General features: G+C 74.0%; 13 protein-coding genes. 7 read left to right on the forward strand and 6 right to left on the reverse strand.

Going from position 1 to position 14,239, the window contains the following annotated elements; translation table 11 throughout:
* The first annotated feature begins 46 nt into the window (after nt 1-46).
* Nucleotides 47-904, forward strand: coding sequence for a hypothetical protein (locus ACFY3N_RS04615; RefSeq protein ID WP_390815169.1), 858 nt, complete (start codon nt 47-49; stop codon nt 902-904).
* A 90-nt stretch (nt 905-994) separates the two neighbouring features.
* Here the strand turns inward: ACFY3N_RS04615 and ACFY3N_RS04620 are convergent, their stop codons facing one another.
* Complete coding sequence (locus ACFY3N_RS04620) at nt 995-1,249, reverse strand: hypothetical protein (RefSeq protein ID WP_390815170.1); 255 nt, start codon at nt 1,247-1,249, stop codon at nt 995-997.
* 76 nt (nt 1,250-1,325) lie between these two features.
* Between ACFY3N_RS04620 and ACFY3N_RS04625 the strand changes: the two genes are divergently transcribed.
* On the forward strand, nt 1,326-2,162 hold the full coding sequence (locus tag ACFY3N_RS04625; RefSeq protein WP_390815171.1) for an MBL fold metallo-hydrolase: 837 nt from the start codon (nt 1,326-1,328) through the stop codon (nt 2,160-2,162).
* A 139-nt stretch (nt 2,163-2,301) separates the two neighbouring features.
* Here ACFY3N_RS04625 and ACFY3N_RS04630 read toward each other — a convergent pair whose 3' ends face one another.
* Nucleotides 2,302-3,318 carry an SEC-C domain-containing protein gene (locus tag ACFY3N_RS04630; protein ID WP_390815172.1) on the reverse strand — a complete coding sequence of 339 codons (1,017 nt, stop codon included), beginning with the start codon at nt 3,316-3,318 and terminating at the stop codon, nt 2,302-2,304.
* A 161-nt stretch (nt 3,319-3,479) separates the two neighbouring features.
* Here ACFY3N_RS04630 and ACFY3N_RS04635 point away from each other — a divergent pair, with 161 nt between their 5' ends.
* The 4 genes from ACFY3N_RS04635 (at nt 3,480) to ACFY3N_RS04650 (ending at nt 6,735) form a co-directional block, all read left to right on the forward strand.
* Nucleotides 3,480-4,460 carry an intradiol ring-cleavage dioxygenase gene (locus ACFY3N_RS04635; protein ID WP_390815173.1) on the forward strand — a complete coding sequence of 327 codons (981 nt, stop codon included), beginning with the start codon at nt 3,480-3,482 and terminating at the stop codon, nt 4,458-4,460.
* A gap of 147 nt (nt 4,461-4,607) precedes the next feature.
* A complete protein-coding gene (locus tag ACFY3N_RS04640; RefSeq protein ID WP_390815174.1) occupies nt 4,608-4,922 on the forward strand; it encodes a DUF6412 domain-containing protein in 315 nt (104 codons plus the stop codon).
* Between the two features lie 94 nt (nt 4,923-5,016).
* Nucleotides 5,017-5,727, forward strand: coding sequence for a YidC/Oxa1 family membrane protein insertase (locus ACFY3N_RS04645; protein WP_390815175.1), 711 nt, complete (start codon nt 5,017-5,019; stop codon nt 5,725-5,727).
* Between the two features lie 150 nt (nt 5,728-5,877).
* A complete protein-coding gene (locus tag ACFY3N_RS04650) occupies nt 5,878-6,735 on the forward strand; it encodes a fumarylacetoacetate hydrolase family protein (RefSeq protein ID WP_390815176.1) in 858 nt (285 codons plus the stop codon).
* 91 nt (nt 6,736-6,826) lie between these two features.
* Here the strand turns inward: ACFY3N_RS04650 and ACFY3N_RS04655 are convergent, their stop codons facing one another.
* The 3 genes from ACFY3N_RS04655 to ACFY3N_RS04665 form a co-directional block, all read right to left on the reverse strand.
* Nucleotides 6,827-9,502, reverse strand: a complete 2,676-nt coding sequence (locus ACFY3N_RS04655; RefSeq protein WP_390815177.1) for an erythromycin esterase family protein — start codon at nt 9,500-9,502, stop codon at nt 6,827-6,829.
* A gap of 116 nt (nt 9,503-9,618) precedes the next feature.
* Nucleotides 9,619-10,110, reverse strand: coding sequence for a heme-degrading domain-containing protein (locus ACFY3N_RS04660; protein WP_390815178.1), 492 nt, complete (start codon nt 10,108-10,110; stop codon nt 9,619-9,621).
* Entirely contained in the window at nt 10,107-11,174 is a 1,068-nt protein-coding gene (locus tag ACFY3N_RS04665) for a Gfo/Idh/MocA family oxidoreductase (protein ID WP_390815179.1), read from the reverse strand. The genes ACFY3N_RS04660 and ACFY3N_RS04665 overlap by 4 nt, the downstream gene beginning before the upstream one ends.
* On the opposite strand from ACFY3N_RS04665, the gene ACFY3N_RS04670 reads away from it, so the two are divergent.
* Nucleotides 11,173-12,363 (forward strand): ROK family protein, encoded by a 1,191-nt coding sequence (locus tag ACFY3N_RS04670; RefSeq protein WP_390815180.1) that lies wholly within the window; start codon nt 11,173-11,175, stop codon nt 12,361-12,363. The two genes, ACFY3N_RS04665 and ACFY3N_RS04670, sit on opposite strands and share 2 nt — an antisense overlap.
* Before the next feature lie 287 nt (nt 12,364-12,650).
* Here the strand turns inward: ACFY3N_RS04670 and ACFY3N_RS04675 are convergent, their stop codons facing one another.
* On the reverse strand, nt 12,651-14,168 hold the full coding sequence (locus ACFY3N_RS04675; RefSeq protein ID WP_390815181.1) for a PQQ-dependent sugar dehydrogenase: 1,518 nt from the start codon (nt 14,166-14,168) through the stop codon (nt 12,651-12,653).
* Between the last annotated feature and the right edge of the window lie 71 nt (nt 14,169-14,239).

Here is a 14,239-nt window from a genome sequence, read left to right on the forward strand (position 1 = left end):
CGGGGATGACAAGGCATCCCATTGCCCCGCTGCTACGGTCTTCTGCATGACGCTCTCGGTCTCCACGGGCCAGTCCGTTGACCTACGGGTGCAGCCGGTTGACGAGGTTCTTGACCGCGTCGCGCGGTCTTTCCGGGTGCGCTTGCTCCTGGACACGGTGGTGCGCAAGCGCCGGTCCGTGGGAGTCCGGACAGACCGCGGTACCTGGCTCCGCATCGAGCGGCGCCCGCTTGAGAAGATCATCGATCAGGGGTGGAACGGCACCGAGTGTGCCGCTCGTCTGGAAGGTGTCGCCCGGCCGGTCTGGCAGGGATGTGTGGTCTGGCGGGACGCCGACGAACCGGTGATGTGGCGGGCCGATGAAACCGGCCTCCTGCCGGCCGCACCCGTCGGAAGCGCCGTCCTGAGTGAGGCACCGGAACTGCCGGCGGCTTGGTGGGAGGATTTGAATGCCTCGCTGGACGCGTTGGCGGCTCATAGGACGAGGCGGGTCGCCACGCCGGACACCGAGACCATCACCCAGGAACTGGTCAACGAGGCCATCCGGGGTGTCTTCCCCGGCGACTTCGACACGACCGTCCGGCGATGGGTGCCGGCTCACGCGGACCTGAACTGGGCCAATGTGACCGCTCCGGTGTTCAGCCTCTTCGACTGGGAGGACTGGGGGAACGCGCCGCAAGGGCTGGACTCCGCCTCACTGTGGGCGAGCTCGCTCGCCGTCCCCGCTCTGGCCGATCGCGTACGGCGGGAGCGTCGGCGTGACTTCGAGAGCCGGGACGGCAAGCTGATGACGCTGTTCGTCTGCGCGAAGATCCTCGGTCCGTACGCGCACCCGGAGGACCCCCGGCTGGAGCCCGCGCGGCGCACGGCCGAGCAGACCGTCGAGGAACTTCAGGCGAGCTGATCATTCAAGCGAGCGCGCCGGGCCGTTACCTGTTCCGGTGGAAGTCAGCTCGGTCCGCATCCTGGGCGCCTTGACTTGATGCCGTTGTCGTTACAGGAACGCCCCCACTCCCATGGCCAGCCCGAAGAGCACGAAGAAGATGCCCCAGGTCAGGTTGGCGGTCGCCGAGTACGACACCTTCCCCGGGCGTCTGTCCTTGGTGTGGACGACCACCACCTGGCGCGGGTCCCCAGGGTCGTAGCGCAGGACGACCAGGATGCCGGCGTGCAGGGGGTGCGGCGGTGGAGCTGAGTGGGGCGACCGGCCGACGGGACCCCCGCACCCAAGCTCGGGAATTTCCGTCACCGACGAGGGTGTGTAGAACCGCCCCCACCGCTCACCCGCCCCCCACCGGACCCACGTACGACGGAGGGAGTCGGTCGTGCGGCAGCATCCGCCCGAGGGCACTGCGGAGATCCTCTTCATCGGCAACGCCACCCTGCTGATCCGCTACGGGGAGCTGACGCTGCTGACCGATCCGAACTTCCTGCACCGGGGGCAGTTCGCCCACCTCGGGTACGGGCTGGTCTCGCGCCGGCTGACCGAGCCCGCCCTGGACGTGGCGGAGCTGCCCCACGGGGACCTGGACGCCGTCGTGCTCTCCCACCTGCACGGCGACCACTTCGACCGGGTGGCCCGGCGCGGGCTGGACCGGGGGCTGCCGTTCGTCACCACCCCGCACGCCGCCCGCCTGCTGAAGGGCCTGCACGGCTTCCGGCGCGCCACCGGCCTGCGCACCTGGCAGAGCCGCACCCTGCGGCACGGGGACTCCTCCGTGCGTGTCACCTCGCTGCCCGGCCGCCACGCGCCCGGCCCGCTGCGGGCCCTGCTGCCGCCGGTGATGGGCAGCATGCTGGAGTTCGGCGACCGCTCGGGGGAGACCCGGCTGGTCCTCTACCTCTCCGGCGACACCCTGATGTACGACGGACTGCGCGGGATCGCCGTGCGCTACCCGGACATCCACCTGGCGGTCCTGCACCTCGGCGGTACAACCCTGCCCGGCGGCCTGGTGGTCACCATGGACGCCGGGCAGGGCGCCGACCTGCTCGACCTGCTGCGCCCGCGACGCGCGCTGCCCGTGCACCACAGCGACTACACGGTCTTCCGCTCCCCGCTGGAGGACTTCCTCGCGGAGGCGGGGCGCCGGGGCCACGGGGCGCGCCTGGTGCGGTGCGCCCCGGGCGAGCGGGTGACCGTCGGCGGCCCGGCCACGGGCTGACCCGCACGCCCCGCGGTCGCCACAGATAGCGACGCCCGGGGCCGACGCGCCGGCGGCCGTCAGCGGTGTGATCGTGAGCCACGGCTGGTCCACGTGGCCCCCCGGAGCCGACGTCAGCTGTGGGCCAGGACGTGCGCCGTCACCCGGCGGTTCCGTGACACTCCCCGTACGCCCGCCCGGAACCGCACCAGCACGCCGCCGCCCGCTCCGGGGGCCACGCCACCGCCCGGCCCCGGGCCGCCAGCGTCGTGGCGTACTGGGGCAGCAGCGCCGGGTCGGCGGGGGAGGCGAGCTCCGAGGCGGCGAAGGCCTCGTACGACGGGACCGTGCCCGTGACGATGCCCAGGTTCGCCGTGCCCGACGCCGCCAGCTCCCGCAGGGCCGCCTCTATGGCCGCGAGGTGCTCCTCGTAGGAGGAGTACTCCTCCGCCAGCGACGGGTACGCCTCCGTCAGCTCCGCCAGTTCACCGGCCGGCCAGTGCAGCACCGCCACCGGGAACGGGCGGGACAGCGCCTCCCGGTACGCGCCCAGTTCCGCGCGCAGGCGGATGATCTCCGCCTCCAGCTCCACCGGGTTCTCCGAGCCCAGGGACCACACCCGCTTCGGGTCGTGGAGTTCGTCCAGGGTGATCGGCAGGGTGTGGACGGTGTCCGCCAGGGCGTCCCACTCGTCGTGCGCCGCGCCGAGCATCCTGCGCACGCGGTGGCGGCCGAAGAGGAGCGGGTGGGTGGCGCGCGGGGGTTCCGCGACACCGGTCAGCAGGAGGCGCACCGCCTCGGTGAACGTCTCGTGCGCCTGCTCCAGCTCGTCGTGCGACTCCAGGGACTCCGCGACGATCACCCAGGGGGCGGGGTCGCGCGGGGCCGCCGTGCGGATGCCGGTGATGATCGCGCGGGCCTCCGCCTCGTGGCCGTACTCCCAGAGGTTGGACGCCTTGAGGGCCCGTACGAGGTACGGGTCGTCCAGTTCCCGGGAGGAGGTCAGCAGGCGGTCGTAGAGGGCGGTCGCGGCGGGGCGGTCGCCGGAGAGCTCGCGGTGGGCGGCGGCCCGCAGCAGCAGGGCCTCGGCGTCCTCGGGGTAGAGGTCGGCGGTCCGCTCCAGGCGGGCGGCTTCGGCGGTGTGGTCGACGTTTTCGGCAGGCGTGTCGGGGCGCATGGGGGACACCGTACTGCCGGTGGGTGACAAAGGTGAGACGGCCGCGGGCCCGCGACCGCCGCCGCGTGTCCGGCCGTCCGTCGGCAACCGGCCTGAAGTTGGCGCGTTCCGACGGGGTCCTTCATACCGTTCTCACAGGCGGCGTCGTTAGCGTCGCGCGCATGACAAATTCACTCCACGAGGAGCCCGACAACGCCGCCGTCTCCCGCCACCTGCCCCGCCGCCGCATGCTCGCCCTCGGCGGTGCCGGCGCCGTGGCCCTCACCGGGCTCGGAGCGGCGCACGCCCTCGCCCGGGACGCCTCCACCGGCGCCGACGCCGTCGAGAGGGCCAAGGCCGCGGCCCTGGCCTCCAGCACGTGCATGGAACTGACCACCGAGCAGATGGAGGGCCCCTACTACCTCGACTACGAGCTCTTCCGCGCGAACGTCGTCGAAGACCGCACCGGCATCCCCCTCCTCCTCGTCCTGCGCGCGGTGGACGCCGCGACCTGCGAGCCCATCCGCGACTCGGCCATCGAGATCTGGCACTGCGACGCCTCCGGCGTCTACTCCGGCTACACCGAGAACGGCAACGGAGGCGGCGGCACACCGCCGGGCGGGCCGACGGGCACTCCGCCCACCGACGCGCCGACGGGTCCGCCCCCGGGCGGCGGGGGCGGCGGCCACGCCACCCCGACCGACGACCTCACCTGGCTGCGCGGCATCCAGATGACCGACCGGCACGGCTTCGTCACCTTCCGGACCGTCTTCCCCGGCTGGTACGCCGGACGCGCCGTCCACGTCCACACCAAGGTGCACACCGGCGGCACCCGCACCTCCGACGGCTACACCGGCGGACGCACCTGCCACACCGGGCAGTTCTACTTCGCCGAGGAGTCGGTGGAGGCCACCGAGACCATCGCCCCCTACTCGGCGAACACCGCGACCCGGGTCACCCTCGACCAGGACGGCATCTACCCCGGCACCGGCACGCGCGGCGGCCTGCTCGAACTCGTCCACGACCGGCGGCACATCGAGCGCGGCGTCGTCGGCTACATCACGATGGCCGTGGACCCCGAAGCCGTCAACGACGGCGACCTGCCACCCGGGGGCCCCGCTCCCACCGCATCCCCCTCCCCCTCCCCGTCCTCCGGCGCCTGACGCCCAGGAACCCCGGCTCCCCGGGCACCCGGGGAGCCGGCCGGGCCCGGCCCGTACGGCGAGCGCCCGGCCCGGGGAACCATCGGGCCCGTGCCGGACGTTGAGGCGGTGCGAGGCCGGGGACGGTACCGAGGGGAGGGGCGAGTGATGCGCGGTCGTGTGGTGTGGTCCCCCGCCGTGCTCCTGCCCTTCGTGCTGGCCCTCCTGCTCCTGCTGCCGGCCGCCGGCGGCCTCTCCGTGGTCGACGTCGCGCTGGCCGCGACCGCCGCCGCCGGCACCGCGCTCGCCGTCTGCGCCCTCCTCACCGCCCGCTGCGCGCCCGCCGTGCCGCCCACCCGGGTGCGTACGGCCCTGCGCGACCGTGACCGGCGTACGGCCTTCCTGCCCCAGCGCGACCCCGACGCCAAGGGGCGCACCCGGCCCCGGGCGCCCGGGCACGCCCTCCCGGCGACCGCCGCGTAGGGCACTTCTTCCGTACGTCCACCACGCCCCGCTGCGGTTCGTCATGCCGTCATCCGCACTTCCCGGCACGACGAGACCCCCGGAGGGCTCACCCATGTCCGTCTTCGCCAGCCTGGTCGAGCACCTGGCCGACCTGCTCCAGCCGCTGTTCGGCGCCTTCGCGGCGGCCGCCGCGATCGTCTTGTTCACCGCCTTCGTACGACTCCTCGTCCACCCCCTGTCCCGGGCCGCCGCCCGCGGGCAGAAGGCCCGGGCCGCGCTCCAGCCGCGCATCGCCGAACTGCGCCGCAAGCACCGCCGCGACCCCGAGAAGCTCCAGCGGGCCGTGCTGGAACTGCACGCGCGGGAGAAGGTCTCGCCGCTCTCCGGATGCCTGCCCGGCCTGCTCCAACTGCCCGCGTTCTTCCTGCTCTACCACCTCTTCTCCAGCGAGACGATCGGCGGACGACCCAACGAGCTGCTCGGACACCGGCTGTTCGAGGCGCAGCTCGGCGGCAGGTGGGCGGACGCGCTCGGGGACGGCGGGGTGTTCGGCGGGCCCGGACTCGTCTACGTCGGGCTGTTCGCGGTCGTCACCGTGGTCGCCTGGTTCGGCTACCGGCTCTCCCGGCGGATGACGGCCGCCACCCCCATGACGGCCGGCGAGGGGGAGCAGGTGCCGGGGCTGGGCGCGGTGACCAGGGTGATGCCGTTCATGTCCTTCCTCACGCTCGTCACCGTCGCCGTCATGCCGCTGGCGGCCGCGCTGTACATGGTGACCAGCACGACCTGGAGCGTGGTGGAGCGGACCGTGCTGTACCGCTGAGCGCCCGGGCGGACGCGGTCCAGTACGTGAACGGGGTCTTGCGGAGCGGAACGCCGGATCGGAGGATCGACCAGTCCTCCGATGACTGTGCCCTGCCGCATCCGGGCCGGCGGTCATCGGGCGGACCCGCGATCGAGGGAGACGGGAATCATGAAGCTGCTGCGAGTCGGCACGGCGGGACGGGAGCGGCCCGCGCTGCTCGACGACGAGGGGACCCTGCGGGACCTGTCGGGCCTCGTCGCGGACATCGACGGGGACCTGCTCGCCGACGAGGCCGCGCTCGGCCGGATCAGGACCGCCGCCGGCACCGGCGAGCTGCCCGCGCTGGACGGGACGGGGCTGCGGATCGGCCCGCCGGTCGCACGGATCGGGAAGATCGTGTGCATCGGGCTGAACTACCACGACCACGCCCGCGAGACGGGGGCCGAGCCGCCCGCCGAGCCGGTGATCTTCTTCAAGGCGGCGGACACGGTCGTCGGGCCCAACGACACGGTGCTGGTGCCGCGCGGGTCGGTGAAGACCGACTGGGAGGTCGAACTGGCGGTCGTGATCGGGCGTACGGCGCGGTACCTGGAGTCGGCGCAGGACGGGCTCGCGCACGTCGCCGGGTACGCGGTCGCGCACGACGTCTCCGAGCGGGAGTTCCAGATCGAGCGGGGCGGGACCTGGGACAAGGGGAAGAACTGCGAGACGTTCAACCCGCTGGGGCCGTGGCTGGTGACGGCCGACGAGGTCGGCGACCCGCAGGACCTGTCGCTGCGGCTGTGGGTGAACGGGGAGCTGAAGCAGGACGGGACCACCGCCGAGCAGATCTTCCCGGTGGGGGAGGTCGTGCGGTACGTCAGCCGGTTCATGACGCTCTACCCCGGTGACGTCATCAACACCGGGACGCCGGCGGGGGTGGCGATGGGACGGCCCGAGCCCAAGCCGTACCTGCGCGCGGGAGACGTGGTCGAGCTGGAGATCGCGGGACTCGGCCGGCAGCGGCAGGAGTTCGCGCAGGCGTAGGGCTCCTTCCGGGGGCGCGGGCCGCGCGGTTCCCGCCGTGCCGGTGGGACGGGCGGGAGCGGTCCGGCCCCGCCAGTCCCACCGGCGCGGCTCAGCCGAGCGGGAGCAGACTGCTCGGCCGGATCCCGTGCAGGTACACCACCGCGTCCGCGGCCCTCAGCAGGTTGACCGGGTCGGGGTCCCGGGGCCAGTGCGTGCCGATCTCCCGTTTGGGGCGGGGCGCGTCCAGCCAGGCGCGGACGGCGGGCGGCGCGGTGCGCAGGTCGAGGTACCAGTCCCGGTGGCCCACCCGGTCCAGGGTCTGCTCGACCGAACCGGCCGCGACCGGCCCCGAGCGGAACACCTTCACGTCCTCGTCCCGGGGGTCGGCGACAGCCGGGTCGGTGGCGGTGAAGGTGCCGCGGCCGAAGGCCAGGCCCACCACCCGGTAGTCGTCCCCGAGCGCGCGGCGCAGCAGACCGCCCTGGATGACCGGGTAGTCCGGGTCGAAGCCCTCCAGGTACACGTGGCCGTTGTGGGCGGCCAGCACGGTCCGGTCGCCGGTCCGCCGGAGCCACCAGAGGGTGTTCTCCGTCATCACGCCGTCGCGGTAGGCCAGGGCCTCGCGCTCTTCGGCCGGATCGTCGTAGTCGAAGGCGTTCTGGCGTGCGACCTGGTGGACGACCTCCGCGTTCCGCACCGCCCGGGCGTGGTCCTCGTCCGTCCCGGCGGACTCGCGGGCGCGCAGCAGTTCCACGACGCGTCCGGTGCGTTCGGCCTTCTCCCGCCGCACGGCCAGGGGTTCGGCGATCGCGGCCACCATATGCTCGCCGGCGGGCAGGGTCGGGCGCAGCCCTCGGTACAGCTCGGTGACGGCGGTCAGCAGGTCGGGGTGGGCGCGCCGGACGTGGCCGACGACCCGGTCGTACAGGTCGGGGCCCGCGTAACTGCTGTCGTTCCCGGCGAAGCCGAGCGGATCGCCGGGGTGGGCGACGTTGTACGCGCGCATCCAGCGGATCAGGTCCAGCACCTCGCGGTTGCGCATGAACAGGTAGGCGCTCTGCCACTCCTCGGACATGATCCGGGCGGGGTCGCCGCGCCCGGTCAGCAGGTGGTCGTTCAGACGGAGCCCCGTGCTCCAGGGGGCTTCGAGGACGAAGGAGCGGAAGCCCTTCTCCTCCACCAGGTACCGGAACACCCGGTGCTGGAAGGCGAGGAAGTCGTGGCCGCCGTGGACGGCCTGCCCGACGCCGACCAGCCGGGCGTCGCCCACCGACTCCCCCAGGGGGCGCAGGTCGTCCAGGGGGCCGGCGGGCTCCGCGGTGCGCAGCGGACGGGCCGCCGCCGTCAGGGCGGACAGCAGGCCGGCGGACGCCTCCGGCGGGTGGGGCCGCTGTCCGGCCGCTTCCCGGGGGAGCACCCGGCTCGGCCGGATCTCGTGCAGGTGCACCACCAGGTCCGCCGACCGCAGCAGGCTGACGTGGTCCCCGGGCGGCGGGAAGTCCGTGCCGATCTCCCGTTTGGGCCGGGTGACGTCCAGCCAGGCCCGGGCGGCGGGCGGGGCGGTGCGCAGGTCGGCGTACCAGTCCCGGTGGCTCACCCGGTCCAGGGTGTGCTCGACCGAGCCGGGAGCGGCGGGCTCCACCTCGAACCGCTGCACGTCGTCGTCGGCCGGGTTCTGCAGGCCCTGTGCGGTGGCGTGCACGGCGCCCCGGTCGAAGGAGAGCCCCACCGCCAGGTAGCCCCCGCCCAGCCGCCGGCGGAGCACCGCCCCCTGGGCGACGGGCAGGGCGGGGGTGGAACTGCTGGTGTACAGATGGCTGTTGTGCCCGCCGAGCACCACCCGGTGGCCGGTGCGGCGGTGCCACCACAGGGTGTTCTCCGCCATGGCGGTGTCACGGTGGGCCATCGCCTCCGGCGCGGCCCGGGGGTCCGTGAGGTCGAAGGCGTACATCCGCGCCACCTGGTCGATCACGGTGGCGTGCTGGAGCGCCCAGGCGTGGTCCCCGTCCGCCCCGGCGGGCTCGCGGGCGCGCAGCAGTTCCAGGACGCGTCCGGTGCGTTCGGCCCTCTCCCGCCGCTCGTCCAGGGGCGCGGCCACGGCGGCGCGCATCCACGCGTCCACGGACCCGGTGGGGCGCAGCCCGCGGTACAGGTCGGTGACGGCGGTCAGCAGGTCGGGGTGGGCGCGCCGGACGTGGTCGACGACCCGGTCGTACAGCTCCGGGCCCGCGTGGCTGACGTCGTTCCCGGCGAACCTGAGCGGATCGCCGGGGTGGGCGACGTTGTACGCGCGCATCCAGCGGATCATGTCCAGGTACTCCTGGCTGTGCAGCAGCAGGAAGGCGTTCCGGAACTCCTCGGACATGATCCGGGCGGGATCGCCGCGCCCGGTGAGCAGGTAGTGGTCGAGGCGCACGCCGGCGCTCCAGTTGGCCTCCAGGACGAAGGAGCGGAAGCCCTTCTCCTCGACCAGGTACCGGAACACCCGGGCCCGGAAGGTGACGAAGTCGTGGGAGCCGTGGGCGGCCTCGCCGACGCCGACCACCACGGCGTCACCGACCGCCTCGCCGAAGGGGCGCAGGTCCTCGAAGGGGCCGGAGGGGCCGGTGGTGCGCAGTGGGCGGGCGATCCGCTCGAGGGCCGGCAGGACGTCGTCGACGGCTCCGGGGGGACGGTCCGGGACTCCGGGGTCCCCGCCGGCCGGTGCCGCCGCGACCGTCCCGGGCACGACGGCGAACCAGACCAGCAGGGCGGCGGTCAGCCGCCTCGTTATGCAGGGTGTCATGCCGCCAGCGTCGCCGCCCGGGCGCCGGACCGCCCTTTGAGTGTCACCCGGCCGGACCAACACCGCAGGGGCGGGAACCCGGGGGGAATCCCCTCACCGGCCGGGAGCCGAGCGGACTACGAGCGGGTCAGGAACTGCTCCAGGGCCTCCACCACCAGCTGGTGGTCCTGGAGTTGGGGCAGGCCCGAGACCGTCACCGCGCCGACGACGCCCACGCCCTCCACCGTGATGGGGAAGGAGCCGCCGTGGGCCGCGTAGGTGTCGGGGTCCAGGCGGGAGGACGCCTCGAACGTCGTGCCCTTGGCGCGGTGGCGGGCGCCCACCAGGTAGGAGGCGGAGCCGTAGCGCTCGACGACCCGGCGCTTGCGGGCGATCCAGGCGTCGTTGTCGGGGGCGGAGCCGGGCAGGGCGGCGTGGAAGAGCTGCTGGCCCGCGCGGTGGATGTCGATGGCGACGGGGGCCTGGCGCTCGCGCGCCAGCTCCACCAGCAGGGAGCCGAGCGCCCACGCGTCGTCGTACGTGAACCGCGGGAAGACCAGGCGGCGCTCCTGCGCCTCCAGCTCCTCCACGCCCGGGGTCAGTTCCGGGGTCTGCTTCGGGGTGGTCACAGCGTCACCGTCACCTTCTCCAGGGCCGACCGGCGGGCGGCCTCCAGTACGTCCAGGGCGGCGGCCGCCTCGTGCGCGGTCACCGGGTTGGGGGCGCCCTCCAGCAGGGACTTCGCCACGGCCGCGTAGTAGGCGGGGTAGTCGCCCGGGAGGGTCGGCACGGGGTCTCCGCCGCCGGTCACCGGGGACTCCCCGGAACCGACACGGCCCCACAGCTCCTCGGGTTCCGCACCCCAGCCCGCGCCGGGGCGCAGGCCCTCGCGCAGGGCGGCCTCCTGCGGGTCGAGGCCGTGCTTGACGTAGCCGGCCTTCGAGCCCAGGACGCGGAAGCGGGGGCCGAGCTGGGCCGTGGTCGCCGAGACGTAGAGGTGGGAACGGACGCCGTTCGCGTGCGTCAGCGCGAGGAACGTGTCGTCGTCGGCCTGCGCGCCGTCGCGCCGGACGTCCGCCTCGGCGTAGACGGCGGTCACCGGGCCGAAGAGGACCAGTGCCTGGTCGACGACATGGCTGCCGAGGTCGTAGAGCAGACCTCCGATCTCTGCGGGGTCCCCGGACTCCCGCCAGCCGCCCTTGAGCTGCGGACGCCAGCGCTCGAAACGGGACTCGAAGCGGTACACGTCACCGAGCCCGCCCTCGTCGATCAGCCTCCGCAGGGTGAGGAAGTCGTTGTCCCAGCGGCGGTTCTGGAAGACGGAGAGGAGCAGGCCGCGCTCCTCGGCCAGCGCCGCCAGCCCGCGCGCCTCGGCCGCCGTGCCGGAGAGCGGCTTGTCGACGACGACCGGAAGACCGGCCTCGAGGGCGGCCGTGGCGAGCGGGACGTGCGTCCTGTTCGGGGACGCGACGACGATCAGGTCCAGTTCGCCGGCGCGGGCGAACAGCTCGTCCGGGCTCGCGGCGACGCGTACGTCCGGGAACCCGTCGCGGGCCTGCCGCTGCCGCTCGGGGTTCGAGGTGACCACCGTGTCGAGCGCGAGGCCCTCGGTCGCGGCGATCAGCGGGGCGTGGAACACGGAGCCCGCGAGGCCGTAGCCGACGAGGCCGACGCGGAGGGGGGTGCCAGTCATGCCCCTACTTTCGCAACGCTGTTGCCAAAGTGCAAGCAGCGGGGAGAATGGGCGGGTGAAGAGGACGAACGACGGCGCCGGCGGGGCGCACGGGGCCCCGCTGGGAGTGAACCTGCTCGCCCTGCGCAGCCACAACACCGCGCTCGTGCTCGACCTGCTGCGGACCGCGGGAGCACAGGGGATCAGCCGGCTGGAACTCGCCGAGCGGACCGGGCTCACCCCGCAGGCGGTCAGCAAGATCACGGCCCGGCTGCGGGCGGACGGGCTCGCGGCCGAGGCGGGGCACCGGGCGTCCACGGGCGGCAAACCGCGCACGGTGCTGCGGCTGGTCCCGGAGGCGGGGCACGCGGTGGGCGTCCACCTGGACCGGGACGAGGTGCGGGCGGTCCTGGTCGACCTCGACGGGACGGTGGTGGACCGGCGGCGGGCCCCGCTGGACCTGGGCGCGGGGGCGGAGGCGGTCCTGGCCCGGGTGGCCGGGGCGGTCGAGGCGCTGCGGACGCCGGGGACGGCCGGGACGGACCGGCCCCCGCTCGGTGTCGGGGTCGCGCTGCCCGGACCCCTCGACCACGACAGGGGCGTGCTGCACCGGGTCACCGGCTTCCCCGAGTGGGACGGCTTCCCCCTCCGGGACGCGCTGGCGCGGCGGCTCGGCGTGCCGGTGGTCGTCGACAAGGACACCAACGCGGCGGCGCTGGGCCTGGCGGTCGGCGGCGAGGGCGGCTCCTTCGCCTATCTGCACCTCGGCACGGGGCTGGGGGCGGGGCTGGTGATCGGGGGGAGCGTGTACCGGGGGGCCAGGACCGGCGCCGGCGAGTTCGGGCACCAGGTCGTCCAGTTGGACGGACGGCCCTGCACCTGCGGCGCCCGCGGCTGCGTCGAGGCCCTGTGCCTGGACGCCGTCGCCCGCGGCGACCTCGCCGAGGCGGCCAGGGTGCTGGGCGCGGGCGCCGCGAACCTCGTCGGGCTGCTCGACATCGACCTGGTCCTCCTCGGCGGCCGCACCGTCGCCGCCGCGCCCGAGGCCTTCGTCCACGGCGTCGGCGCGGTCCTCGCCGCGCGGGCCCGGCGCGAGGGGGGCGGCGACGGGGCCGTACCGGTACGGGTCGCGCCCGGCGGGGCGCAGGGGGTCGCGGAGGGGGCGGCACAGTTGTTGCTGGCGCCGTTGTTCGGGCGGGGTGACGCTTGACGGGGTGACGGGGTGACGGGGTGACGGGGTGACGGGGTGACGGGGTGACGGGGTGACCTGCCGGCGTTCGCCGGGTGCCTCCCCCAGAGGGGGTACCCCCAGCGCCCACCCTCCCCCGCTCTCGGCTCCTCCCCCCCCACTCTCGCCTTCGCCCGAGCGGGGGACCCCTATGAGCGGGGGACCCCCATCGCCCGGGGGGGGGCACCTCCCAGGCCTTCGAGGCACTGGGGGAGGCACGACCCGCCCGCAGCCATGTCGGCGCGACCGCCCGCAGCCGCGTCGGCGCGTCAGCGGCCCACCGCGCAGGCGTCCCCGTTCAACACGAACCGCGGCGGCGCCGACGCGTCACCCGTGTGTTGCGCGAGGTACCCCAGCGTGATGCTCGCGCCCGGCGCGATCGTGGCGTTGTGCGTGGCGTCGGACGCCCTGACCACATTGCTCAACTGGGTCAGGTCCGTGTTCCAGTCGGAGACGACCGTCTGCCCGGGAGCCAGCGGGAACTCCAGCGTCCAGCCGTTCACCGGAGTGCCGCCGGTGTTGGTGACGGTGAGGTCGACCGTCATCCCGGTGCCCCAGGCCGTCACCGTGCGGTCCACCCGGCAGGTCGGTTCCTCCCGCGCGAACGACACCCGGTGCAGACCGCCGGGCAGGTCGTTGACCACGTAGAACTCCCCGTCGACGGTCGTACCGATCGACGTCACCTGGGTGGGCATCCCGCCGATCTCGGCCTGCTCGTAACCGCCCCGCCCGTCGGGCCGCAGCGCCCAGACCGTGGAGGAGCAGTAGTCGGTGGCGATGTACGTGCCGCCGACCAGGTCGGCGTACTCCCGGCCCCGGTAGACGTGGCCGCCGATGACCGAGCAGCCGCCGGTGTACGGGGAGTACGTGAAGACCGGCTCGGTGTACGTCTCACCGGGCGCGCAGTCCCCGCCCGCGAACTTCTCCAGGCCCTCGTAGCAGGACCAGCCGAGGTTCAGTCCGCCCCGCCCGGGGGCGAGGTGGTCGATCTCCTCCCAGTGGCCCTGGCCGACGTCGCCGATCCACATCGAGCCGTTGGCCGCGTCGAAGGAGAACCGCCACGGGTTGCGCAGCCCGTACAGCCAGATCTCCGCGCGGGCGCCGGGGGTGTCCACGAAGGGGTTGTCGGCGGGGACGCAGTACGCGAGGGGGCCGCACGCGCGGCTCACGTCGATCCGCATGATCTTGCCCAGCAGGGTGTCCAGCCGCTGCCCGGAACGGAAGGGGTCCCCGGAGCCGCCGCCGTCGCCGATGCTCCAGTACAGGTTGCCGTCGGGGCCGAAGGCGAGCTGGCCGCCGTTGTGGTTGTTGTACTCGGCGTGCTCCTGGGAGAGCAGGACCTCCAGGCGGGAGTCGTCGAGCCGGTAGCGGGCGAGGGTGACCGCACCGTCGGGCAGCGCCGTGTACGCCAGGTACAGGTCCTGGCTGTCGGCGAAGTCGGTCGGGAGCGCGATGCCGAGCAGACCGCGCTCGTTGCCGGACTCGTCGACGGCCGAGGTGATGTCGATCAGCGAGGTCCTCGCCAGGCCGGTGTCCGGGTGGTAGACGCGGACGGTGCCGGACTTCTCGGTGATGAACAGCCGGTCCGTGCCGTCGTCGGGGGCGGCGAGGGCGGTGGGCCGCCTCAGCCCGGAGGCGACCTGGGTGGTGGTCGCGCTGAGCGACGGCAGGGGGACGGTGGACGCGTCCTGCGCCGCGGCGGCGGGTGACGGGGCGAGGGCGGTCAGCAGCAGGGCCGGCAACACCGCGAGCAGGGCGCACAGGACGAAGGGCGGACGGAGCCGCACCTTATGAACATGTATATGACAAGCCACGATCTCCTTCTTTCCGTGTGCCGTCGGTGGCCGGTGAACGGGGC

Source organism: Streptomyces sp. NPDC000348, from assembly GCF_042898795.1.
Classification (GTDB): Bacteria; Actinomycetota; Actinomycetes; order Streptomycetales; family Streptomycetaceae; genus Streptomyces.

What these genes read in the sequence shown, in the direction of transcription:
- ACFY3N_RS04615 (WP_390815169.1), top strand. Translation starts at nt 47, where the DNA reads ATGACGCTCTCGGTCTCCACGGGCCAGTCCGTTGACCTACGGGTGCAG.
- ACFY3N_RS04630 (WP_390815172.1), bottom strand. Translation starts at nt 3,318, where the DNA reads ATGCGCCCCGACACGCCTGCCGAAAACGTCGACCACACCGCCGAAGCC.
- ACFY3N_RS04635 (WP_390815173.1), top strand. Translation starts at nt 3,480, where the DNA reads ATGACAAATTCACTCCACGAGGAGCCCGACAACGCCGCCGTCTCCCGC.
- ACFY3N_RS04640 (WP_390815174.1), top strand. Translation starts at nt 4,608, where the DNA reads ATGCGCGGTCGTGTGGTGTGGTCCCCCGCCGTGCTCCTGCCCTTCGTG.
- ACFY3N_RS04645 (WP_390815175.1), top strand. Translation starts at nt 5,017, where the DNA reads ATGTCCGTCTTCGCCAGCCTGGTCGAGCACCTGGCCGACCTGCTCCAG.
- ACFY3N_RS04650 (WP_390815176.1), top strand. Translation starts at nt 5,878, where the DNA reads ATGAAGCTGCTGCGAGTCGGCACGGCGGGACGGGAGCGGCCCGCGCTG.
- ACFY3N_RS04655 (WP_390815177.1), bottom strand. Translation starts at nt 9,502, where the DNA reads ATGACACCCTGCATAACGAGGCGGCTGACCGCCGCCCTGCTGGTCTGG.
- ACFY3N_RS04670 (WP_390815180.1), top strand. Translation starts at nt 11,173, where the DNA reads ATGCCCCTACTTTCGCAACGCTGTTGCCAAAGTGCAAGCAGCGGGGAG.
- ACFY3N_RS04665 (WP_390815179.1), bottom strand. Translation starts at nt 11,174, where the DNA reads ATGACTGGCACCCCCCTCCGCGTCGGCCTCGTCGGCTACGGCCTCGCG.